Origin of the sequence: Bacteroides sp. DH3716P (assembly GCF_025914115.1) — a bacterium.
Classification (GTDB): domain Bacteria; phylum Bacteroidota; class Bacteroidia; order Bacteroidales; family Bacteroidaceae; genus Bacteroides; species Bacteroides ovatus.
Genome location: NZ_CP083673.1, coordinates 998,481 through 1,009,504 on the forward strand (window position 1 = coordinate 998,481; position 11,024 = coordinate 1,009,504).

Sequence of the window (11,024 nt, forward strand, 5' to 3'; positions counted from 1 at the left end):
TGTCAATCATGAGAAAGATATATTATATAGTAATATCATTGTTTTTTACATCTTGTTCAGATTTTCTTGATACAGAAAACTTGACACAAAAAGATTCTTCTAACTTCCCAGTGAGTGAAACAGATTTAATGTCGGTAGTAACATCTGCTTTTTCTGATGCATCTAACTTTGAAAATAATAATGCTGAAATAAATCAAAGATGGAGAGAAAATGTATTTTTTTTATCAGAGATGATGAGTGATGACAGATTAGGAGGTGGACGTGTTTCTGCTATTGATGGTAGAGCTATTATGAACTTTCAACAGACAGATACTGATATGCATTTAGATGCTTGGAAGAGATCTTATGAGGGTATTTATAAAACAAACTTCTTATTTGAGAATATTGACAAGGTTACTTATTCAACCGAGGAGAACAGAAAAAAAATACTGGGTCAAGCCTATTTTCTACGTGCTTTATTTTATTTTGATTTAGCACGACTTTTTGGTGCCAATGTTCCTAAAATATTAACTACTGATGTAGATAAATCTACACCGCAGGCTAAACCTGATGAAATCTATTCTTTGATAATGAGTGATTTAGTAGAGGCTATAGAGATATTACCATCGGTTAAGTTTGAAAAAATCCCAATTTCTGATAATGGTATGGCTACAAAGTGGGCTGCAGAGGCTTATTTGGCAAGAGTTTTTTTATTTTATACTGGATATTATAACAAAGAGAGTATAAATCTTGTTGATGGTTTAGAATTGACAAAATCTCATGTACAGAAATATTTAATAGATTGTATAGATAATAGTGGGCATGGGTTGATTGATGATTTTCGAACTTTATGGCCATATTCAATTTCTAATAAGGATTATCCGTATGCAATTGGTTTAGAATATGCAGGTGATGAGAATAAGGAAGTGGTTTTTGCACTTAAATATTCTTATGCAGGTTTTAGATCGACAAGTAATATGGTTGTTTTGGCATACGGATTAAGTAATCAGACATTACTTCCTTATGGGAAAGGGTGGATGTATGGAACTGTAAATCCTAAAATATGGAATGACTGGCCTGATAACGATTTAAGAAAAAGAGCATCAATATGGAATGTATTAGACCAAAATGAGGGAGTTGTTGGCTATAAATTGAATAATGGTAATACTATGCAGGAGACAAACTATTATAATAAAAAATATATGCCTATTACCGTAAAAAATAGTAAAGGTCAGATTAAAAACTATGCCCATGTGTTATATGGGGCTATTGATAATTTTAACTTGAATAATTGTCAGGATTTAATTCTTATGCGCTTCTCGGATGTATTGTTGATGGCTGCTGAGTTGGAATGTCCTAAAGCTCAAGATTATTATGATAGGGTTCGTGGTAGGGTTGGTTTGCAGCCTAAACCTGTTTCTTTGGATAATATAAAAGAAGAGAGACGTTTTGAACTGGCATTCGAGGGTATTCGTTATTGGGATTTATTGCGTTGGCATGATGCTGAAAGAGTAATAAATGAGAATATGAAGGATATACCCGTTATAACTTTGGGAAAAGAGACATCAGTAACTGTAAAATTTAGGACAGAGACAGGCGGCTTTTTAGCTATACCTAATAGTGAGATATTATTATCTAATGGAGTTTTAAAACAGAATCCAGGATGGGATACTAATGATGCTTTTTATGTTGGAGAATAGTTTTGTCCGAGGTATTATATGATTCCGTATAATTTATTTAAGTTTTGCTTCGTTGACCTTTGATTAGGACTTGAGAACTAGGCCGATTCTGCATGTCCACATCGTGTACATTTATTGTTCACCGACCATTTGCTGAATAGCTAATGAACTGTCGGTGAACAATATTGTTATATCATTCTAATGCTTTAGGAACTTTAAATATAAGAAAATCAGCAATATACTATCAAGCCTGGGTTAAATCCGAAAGTTGAGAAATGATGAAACAATACGATGTGCCTTTTTATGGATACTTCTTTATTGACTTAAATTAGCACCCAACAAATACTTCTGAGAGGAGGTAGTATGGAAAAAGTAAAATTACTTGTAATAGAGATACTGTTATTTCCTATTACATTCTTGAACGCTATGATTCCGGATTCATCTGCTGTTTTGAATACAGTTAATAAAGTGGTAGACTGGCAGATAGAACATTATTCTGATATGAACAAGAATCGTATTTATAAGTCATTTGGTGATTTGAGTTGGGAGAATGGTGTATTCTTGTCTGCCTTAAGCGAATGGGCAGAATTCAGAAATGACAGCAGTTTGATATCATGGTATAGAAATATCTGTGAGCGTAACAGATATAGTCTTTCTACTGCTAATCACAGAATATACCATGCTGATGATTTAGCTGTTTGTCTTATGTACGCTACTCTTTATGATAAAACCGGTAAAGATGAGGTTATTCATCATACATTATCACGGCTTGAGTTTATAATGAATCATCCGTCAAAAGCTGTTTTCGGGGAAAAAAGTAAGCACGTAAATGACAGATGGTGTTGGTGTGATGCTCTTTATATGGCACCTCCAGTCTTCGCCAGGTTTGCAAATATAACCGGTAATAATAAGATGAGAGATTTTATGGATAAGGAATTTTGGGATACTCATAAATTTCTCTATGATGAGTCCGAATCATTATTTTTCCGTGACGCCAAGTATTTTAAACGTAAAGAGAAAAATGGTGAGAAAGTGTTTTGGGGAAGAGGAAATGCTTGGGTTCTAGCTGGGTTGTCAAGAATTATCACTTATCTGCCTTCTGATTATCCGTCAAGGAGTAAATATATTTCTCTTTTTAAAGAAATGGCTTCAAGAATTGTTTCACTTCAGGATAAGCGTGGTCACTGGCATGCCAGCATGTTAGATCCAATTTCTTACCCAGATCCTGAAATGAGTTGTACTGCATTCTTTACTTATGCTTTGTGGTGGGGAATAAATAACGGAGTGTTAGATGAGGAAATATACTTAAAAAGTGCAATCAATGGGTGGAATGCAATAGTAGGTAGTGTGCAGAAAGATGGTATGCTCGGTTGGGTACAGCCTGTGGGTCAAGACCCGAAGAAAGTAACTGCCGAAATGACCGAAGTATATGGACCGGCTGCTGTTATGCTTGCAGCAATGGAAATTCTTAAATTTAGTGATGGATTTGCTTTATAATAGTATAATTTCTTAAAATTATAATTTCTATGTTTAAATATTTTATTGCTTTCTTCGTATTTCTTTATTTCTTTTGTGATGTAAAAACATCTTATTCACAAAATACAAAGGACACTCTTCTAAAACAGAATGAACATTTTTCAAATGCCGGATATTTTTCTGTTGAGAACTCTCCTAGAAAAACTTTAAATTTCAATATCGGTTGGCGCTTTTTCAAGGGCAGCGTTGAAGGTGCTTATAAAGAAGATTTTGATGATAATTCCTGGGAGGGAGTTAATTTGCCTCATGGTCTTGAAATATTAGGCGATAATGCAAGTGGAGGTAGAAATTATCAGGGAGAAGCCTGGTATAGAAAGAAATTTAAAATCTCTGATTCCGCAAGAAATGCAAGATTGTTTATTTATTTCGAAGGAATTATGGGGAAGTCTAAAGTTTGGATTAACGGTAAGGAAATAGTTAGTCATTATGGCGGTTATCTTCCGTTTGCTGCTGATATAACCGACGTTGTGAGACGTGGTAATAATGATAATACAATAGCAGTTCTTGCTGACAATTCAGATGATACTTCATACCCTCCTGGAAAACAACAGTCCGGATTGGATTTTTCTTATTTCGGCGGAATTTACAGGGATGTATATCTCATTTCAACTCCATCTGTATATATAACTTTACCTCAACTCTCAAAAACAGTAGCCAGTGGAGGGGTTTTTGCTGCTACATTGAGTGCTAAAGGTAATAAGGCAGATATTGCAGTTAAAACTGAAATCTGCAATTCTGAGGCAGAGCCTAAAAGAACTAAGCTTGTAACTACAATAGAAGATACTGATGGTAATACACTTGAGCAAGTATCCCAATCAAAAGTAATCAAACCTGCTGAAACCTATTCATTTAATCAAAGAATAAATGTTTCAGGTATAAAATTGTGGCATCCTAACAATCCTAATCTGAATTTCATAAAGACTGAAGTATGGGTTGATGGAATCATGGTAGATGCTATAAAAACACGTTTCGGAGTAAGGAGTGTAAAGATGAACGGCCCTAAAGGGCTTTATATAAATGGCGAACCTTTCAATGAAAAGCTTATCGGAGCTAACCGTCATCAGGATTATGTATATGTTGGAAATGCATTACCAAATTCCGGTCAGTGGAGAGATGTTAAGAAATTGCGTGAAGCAGGTTGCAATATAATAAGAGTTGCACATTATCCTATGGATGATGCTTTTTATGATGCTTGTGATGAGTTTGGGGTTCTTACTACTTCAGCTAATCCGGGGTGGCATTTCTTTAATTTTAAGAATGAGCTGTTTGAAAAACGATTGTATGAAGATACAAGGAATCTTGTACGCAAGAACAGAAATCACTGTTCTATAATAATGTGGGAAACAGCATTGAATGAGACTCCACAACAGCCGGGAAATGTTATGCATAATATGCATCTGGCAGCACATGAAGAATATCCTTATCCCGGTTTTTATACTGTTACTGATATTCAGGAAGCCAAAAAGGGTGGCTTCGATATTTATTATCATGGGGACGATGAAAATGTCAACTCTTTTATCAGAGAATGTGGAGATGGTAATGAGGTAGATAACTGGTATTCACAGAACGCAGTGACAAGAGTTAAACGTGCATGGGGTGAAAAGGCTTTGCTTGATCAGGCAGAGAATATCTCAAAGACATTTTCTAACTTGTATGGTTTGCCTCCCGTGAAATTGGGCGGGGCTCTTTGGGCTGGAATAGAGCATTATAGAGGTTACCACCCCGACCCATTTTTGGGAGGTCTAATGGATGTGTACAGAATCCCCAAATATTCGTATTACCTTCTGAAGAGTCAGATTTCTCCTGATATGAAAATAAAAAACATAGAAACCGGACCTATGGTAAGGATTATGAATGAACTTACTCAACTATCCTCTGAAGATATATATGTATATAGCAATTGTGATGAAGTAAGATTGTCTGTAAACGGGAAAGTAGTAGGGGTACAGAAACCTGAAAAAACTTATGGAGATTTGCCGCATCCGCCTTTTATTTTTAGAAATGCGTTTAATTTCATGTCGTTGAAAGGTATTGGTCGTAACAGGGCTTTCAATTATGAAGTGAAGGTGGAAGGAATAATTGACGGTCAGGTGGTAGCTGAGCATGCTAAACTTTATCCGTTAAGATCTTTGGCATTGAAATTGGAAGTTGATGATGAGAATATGGAGCTTGTAGCTGATGGCTCGGATTTCGTTCCGATAAGAGCTTATGTGGTCGACGATAATGGTACGGTCAAGGTCCTGTCATCTGAAGAGATTTATTTTGAGATAGAAGGACCGGGTAGTATAATTAATCCGATGCCTGTGAAATCTGAATTTGGTGTGGTCACAGCCCTTGTTCGTTCAGATATTGTGTCTGGTGAAATAAAAGTAAAGGCTTATTCAAATGGATTGAAAGGTGCTGAGATTATATTACATTCAAGACCAATGAAAACAGCTGCTGTTTATAATAAGGACTATTTGAATCTTTCGAAAAAGAATGTCAAAATGAATGTGGTTAATATTGACTCCGGCAACACTTCACAAAATACTGATGCTAAAAAATATAAGGATGAAATCAAGCATCTGCATCAACAGATTGTGGGATACGAGCAAGAACTCATGGAGCTAAGGAGTAAAGTCAAAGAATAATAAATTTTAAAATTAAATATACAATGAAAAACAAGATTTTATTATTTTCTATAATTGGTCTTTTATCTTCTTGCGAAACAGAAGATAAAGTTTATAATCCTCAGTATGGAGAAGGTTATTATATATTAACTCCCAAAGTAAGTAATAAGCCGAGAATCAATGGTCCTGAAGTATATGGGGTACGTCCTAAACATGAGTTTATGTATTCAATACCTGTTACAGGACAGCGACCAATGGAAATCTTTGTAACGGGTTTGCCTGAGGGGCTTTCGTATGACATGGAAAAAAATATTATATCAGGTATTCTAAAAGATACTATAAATAAAACATATACGGTGAATTTTAAGGCTGTGAATTCTCTTGGCAGTGCAGAACGCAAATTTGATATTGTAGTAGGTGATGAAATAGCGCTTACTCCACCAATGGGGTGGAGCAGCTGGATTTGTTATAAAAAGAATGTTACTCAGGATGGCGTCTTAAAGCAAGCCAAAGCATTAAAATCAGTCGGACTGGACAGGTATGGTTACTCTTATGTAAATATAGACGACGGGTGGCAGGGGAATTTACGAGGTGGTAAATATAATGCCATAATGCCTGATAATGAAAAGTTTCCTGATATTGTGGAATTGAGTGAAAATATTCATGATATGGGACTTAAATTTGGTATCTATTCTACCCCTTGGATTTCTTCATATGCTGGCTATATAGGAGGAAGCAGTAATAATGAGGATGGGAAATGGGACAAATCGATGCTTATAAATTTTAAGAAAAAGGAAATAGAAGGCATAGGCTCACGCCACGGTAAATATAAGATGGATGACAATGACGCCAAACAGTGGGCCGATTGGAAAATAGACTATATGAAATATGATTGGAATCCCAATGATTCTGCAAGTATTGTCAGAATGGCTATTGCGTTAAAGGAATCAGGACGTGATATTGTATATTCTATTTCAAACTCGTGTCCATTGTCCGAGGCAGTAAGATGTAAGGAATATGTGCAGGTATTCAGAACCGGGGGGGATATCAGAGCCAGATGGTCGAAGGATAGGGAACACTTGAATTTGCTCGACAACTGGAAGAATCATAACAAATGGTTGAGAGAAGGTTATGAAGGTGGCCCGGGACATACGCCTGATGCAGATTTTCTGATGGTTGGTCTACAGAAATATGGAAGTGATGATAGTCTGACTGTTGACGAACTATATCATCACGTATCATCATTCATGTTGTGGGGAACACCTCTGCTGCTGAGTTGTGATTTAAACGCTCTAAGTGAGTTTGAGATGAGTCTCTTGACTAATGTAGAAATGCTGGATATCAACCAGGACAGACTTTCTAAACCGGCCAAGCATTACGACCATGGTAATGGAATAGAATTGCTGGTTAAGGATCTTTCTGATGGTAGCATAGCGATGGGAATCTTCAACTTCAACAATGAGGAAACTTCAGTAGAAGTTCCATGGAGTGAAATAGGCATTTCAGGTAAAAAAAATATTCGTGACGTTTGGCGTCAGAAAAATATTGGTACATATAAGAATGCGTTTAAGACCATGGTAAGACCTCATGGATGTGTGGTGGTTAAAATAAATGACAAATAAATATGCATTTTATGAGAATAAATAAATTAGATTTAATAAAGTTATTATTGTTGTCTATATTTATGGCTCCAATGCCTTTATGTTCACAGACAGAGTTCAAATATACAGGCAATCCGCTTGTCCGTCATATATTTACAGCCGATCCTACGGCTCGCGTATTCGATGGCAAACTATATGTATATACTTCCCACGATTTAAAGGACGCTGATTATTATACAATGAAAGATTGGCGTGTATTCAGTACTGACAATATGGAAGACTGGATTGATCATGGTGATTTCTTTGGTTTGGATGATATACCTTGGGCCAAAAGTATGGCGTGGGCTCCCGATTGTGTGAAGCGTGATGATAAATATTATTTCTACTATCCGGTTGAGCGTACAAAAATTGGAGTTGCTGTTTCCTCAAATCCGGTTTCCGGATTTAAAGATTCTGGAAAACCTTTGATAGATAATACCGGTAATGTTAAACTGATTGGACCTGAACCGATAGATCCTTCCGTTATCATAGACAATGGCCAGGCTTATATTTTTTTCGGATGTAGAGAATTCAGATGGGCTAAACTTAATGATGATATGGTAAGCATTAAAGGGAAAATCAATAAAGTTAAGCTGATAGGAAATGAAGGAGATAAGGAAGGATTTGGAGGTTATTATGGTGAAGGTCCGTTCATCTTTAAAAAGGATGGTCTGTTCTATATGATTTATTCCAATGGATGGGGTAATCAGTCTACTATTGTATATGCAACATCAAAGTCTGTTGAAGGACCTTTTGAATATAAAGGTGAGGTCATAAAAAATGTAGGTTGCTCTACTTCTCATGGCTCTATTGTGGAATTTAAGAATAAATATTATTTGTTTTATCACACAAGGGATTTATCCGGGCATAATAACCGACGTTCAGTATGCTTTGACTTGATTTCTTTTGACAAGAACGGCAATATCGTTCCTGCCGTAAAGACCACTTCGTCTTTGGTTTCCGGTAAAGATTATTATACCGGCAAAGGACGTATAGCTTTAAGTTCCGATGGAAATATGCATGATAATGATGATATGCAGGCTACAATGATGAGCCTTATGATTCTCGCTAAAGCCGGACTTCAGGATAAGACATCGCTGTACGTCTATGCTGATCATGTATGGGGAAGTGAGAAAAATGATTTGGAAATTATGCGTCATAGTGCTGAAGAGTGTGGAAAGAGATTCTCTTTTAACAACACAAGGTTCATAGCGGCAGTGGAAAACCCTGAACAAGCATATGAAGCTATGTGTAATGAAATCTTAAAATCAACAGCCGAAAATCCTCTTTTTATAGTGGCTGCAGGTCTGATGCAAGTAGTTGGAGAAGCTTTGAACAGAGCCTTCAGGAAAGAACCGGCATCTTTAAGCTATGTCACAGTTATTTCTCATTCCGAGTGGAATAATGAACATGCTGATAAGCCTCATGCAAATGAAAAACCTCATTCAGGATGGACATGGAATAAAATGGAAAAATCATTTGGACAGAGAGTGAATTTTAATTTAATTTCTGATCAGAATGGAACGGGCATAAGTGAAAATGCCTATAAGTCAAAAAATAAATTCAAGGCACCTTCATGGATTAGCTGGGAGTGGATGAAGGAAAGTAGTGACTCTGATGTAAGATGGGTTTACGAACAGGCTCGTAAGAAACCGGCAGGTCCGGATTTTTCTGATGCAGGTTTAGTGTATTATTTGTGTGCTGATTTGGATGGTGAAAGAGGGGATGAGAATGGTAATCCTATAAAATTAAAATATTGGCTTGAACAGGTGGATAAGTATTAGTGATTTTAATTTATAACCCTAAATATATTGTATGAAAAAGATAAAAATTGGAAATTATTGATAGTAAATTTTATTTTATCAGTGTATTTTTAACAATTCCCCAATTACTGATATCTCAAGATATTTGTTTGCAAAATGAATACAATAAGCTGTTTGGAGCAAAACCTGATTCTAAGGAGTCTACAGATTCAATGAATGTTTTACTTATAACGAGTGATCAACATCATTGGATGGCAGTGGGGTATAATAATCCTAAATGCAAGACTCCTAATTTGGACCGACTTGCAAAGTATGGAGTTGTTTTTGACAGGGCATATACCACTAATCCAACAAGTACTCCTGCTCGTGCATCTATAATAACGGGAATGTATCCAAGTCAACATGGAGCCTATGCCTTAGGTACTAAATTAATGGAGAATGTTCCTTGTTTAGGAGATTATCTTAACGATGAGGGATATCAAACGGCTTTAGTTGGAAAGGCTCACTTCCAACCATTAAAAGCTACTGCTGAGTATCCTTCAGCTGAGGCTTATCCTTTAGTTCATGATTTAGAATTTTGGGAAAAGTTTAATGGTCCTTTTTATGGTTTTAATCATGTTGAACTAACAAGAAATCATGGAGATGAGGGACATGTGGGTCAACATTATGCTCTATGGCTTGAAGATAAAGTGGGCGATAAATGGAAGGAATGGTTTTGTAAGCCTTTGGGCAAAAAGGATAAAAAAGAGTTTGGAGAGTGGAGTATACCTGAGAGGTATCATATGAATGCATGGATTACAGAACGTTGCAATTCATTAATAGATGATTATATTAAGGAAGATAAGAGGTTTTTTATTTGGGCAAGTTTTTTTGATCCACACCCACCTTATTTGTTGCCTGAACCATGGGCTTCAATGTACAATCCCGATGATATGGATATTCCTGAATCATATGGCGATGATGTATCTGATATGCCTTTACATTACAGAATGACCAGAGATCCCAAATTAGATAAACATATCTACGATGAGGGAGCTCAATCATTTCATGTGCATGGAGTAGGATCACGCGTAATACCCAAAGATAGGGTGAAGGTTTCCAAAGCTTACTATTATGGTATGATTTCTATGATGGACTATTATATAGGAAAAATATTGGATAAACTGGAGCAAGAGAATCTCTTGAACAAAACGCTAATTATATTTACTACCGATCATGGGAATTTTATAGGTGAGCATGGATTGGGGGCAAAGGGTGTTTTCGATTATGAAGATGGTGTTAAAATTCCATTCATAGCTTCATGTCCTGGAGTCATACCTGAAGGTAGGCGTACAAATGCTCTTGTTTCATTAGCTGATATAGCTCCTACGGTTTTAGATTTCCTGAAAATAAAAATACCGTCAACGATGACAGGGGTAAGTCAGCTTAATGTCATGAAAGGAACAGCAGACAAGGTTAGGGAACATGTTTTTATAGAGAACCATTTTCAGATGACTAAGTTTTATTTTAAAACCTATGTTAACGGGAGATATAAATTATCTGTTGATATGAACAGTAATGAGGGAGAACTTTTTGATTTGGAAAACGATCCCAATGAAATGGAAAATCTTTGGGATAATCCAAATTATAAAGACATAAAACGTGAATTGTTATTGGAGTTTATACAAAAGTCCATGAAAACAGAACCCGTGGTAATGCCAAGAATTGCTGTCGCTTGATATACTAATTTTGATAAGTAGATGTTCATAATTGGTTTATATCATAAGGTTTTGATACCTTTGCCTCATAAAATTCAAATATGCACTTATGGGCAAAATC

General features: G+C 36.1%; 6 protein-coding genes. All 6 read left to right on the forward strand.

Features of this window, described 5'->3' with window-relative positions; translation table 11 throughout:
• The first annotated feature begins 8 nt into the window (after positions 1-8).
• On the forward strand, positions 9-1,679 hold the full coding sequence (locus KQP79_RS03490) for a RagB/SusD family nutrient uptake outer membrane protein (RefSeq protein ID WP_004320084.1): 1,671 nt from the start codon (positions 9-11) through the stop codon (positions 1,677-1,679).
• 342 nt (positions 1,680-2,021) lie between these two features.
• A complete protein-coding gene (locus tag KQP79_RS03495; protein ID WP_004320082.1) occupies positions 2,022-3,155 on the forward strand; it encodes a glycoside hydrolase family 105 protein in 1,134 nt (377 codons plus the stop codon).
• Positions 3,156-3,184: 29 nt separating this feature from the next.
• The gene (locus tag KQP79_RS03500; protein WP_004320080.1) at positions 3,185-5,824 is read left to right on the forward strand and encodes a glycoside hydrolase family 2 protein; all 2,640 of its coding nucleotides are present in this window, start codon (positions 3,185-3,187) and stop codon (positions 5,822-5,824) included.
• A gap of 23 nt (positions 5,825-5,847) precedes the next feature.
• The gene (locus KQP79_RS03505) at positions 5,848-7,425 is read left to right on the forward strand and encodes a putative Ig domain-containing protein (protein ID WP_004320078.1); all 1,578 of its coding nucleotides are present in this window, start codon (positions 5,848-5,850) and stop codon (positions 7,423-7,425) included.
• Between the two features lie 11 nt (positions 7,426-7,436).
• Positions 7,437-9,227, forward strand: coding sequence for a family 43 glycosylhydrolase (locus tag KQP79_RS03510; protein WP_080599533.1), 1,791 nt, complete (start codon positions 7,437-7,439; stop codon positions 9,225-9,227).
• Positions 9,228-9,274: 47 nt separating this feature from the next.
• A complete protein-coding gene (locus KQP79_RS03515) occupies positions 9,275-10,924 on the forward strand; it encodes a sulfatase-like hydrolase/transferase (protein ID WP_004320076.1) in 1,650 nt (549 codons plus the stop codon).
• Positions 10,925-11,024 lie beyond the last annotated feature (100 nt).

Bases quoted from the DNA above. Each gene is read 5' to 3' on its own strand.
- KQP79_RS03490 (WP_004320084.1), top strand. From the start codon at position 9: ATGAGAAAGATATATTATATAGTAATATCATTGTTTTTTACATCTTGT.
- KQP79_RS03495 (WP_004320082.1), top strand. From the start codon at position 2,022: ATGGAAAAAGTAAAATTACTTGTAATAGAGATACTGTTATTTCCTATT.
- KQP79_RS03500 (WP_004320080.1), top strand. From the start codon at position 3,185: ATGTTTAAATATTTTATTGCTTTCTTCGTATTTCTTTATTTCTTTTGT.
- KQP79_RS03505 (WP_004320078.1), top strand. From the start codon at position 5,848: ATGAAAAACAAGATTTTATTATTTTCTATAATTGGTCTTTTATCTTCT.
- KQP79_RS03510 (WP_080599533.1), top strand. From the start codon at position 7,437: ATGAGAATAAATAAATTAGATTTAATAAAGTTATTATTGTTGTCTATA.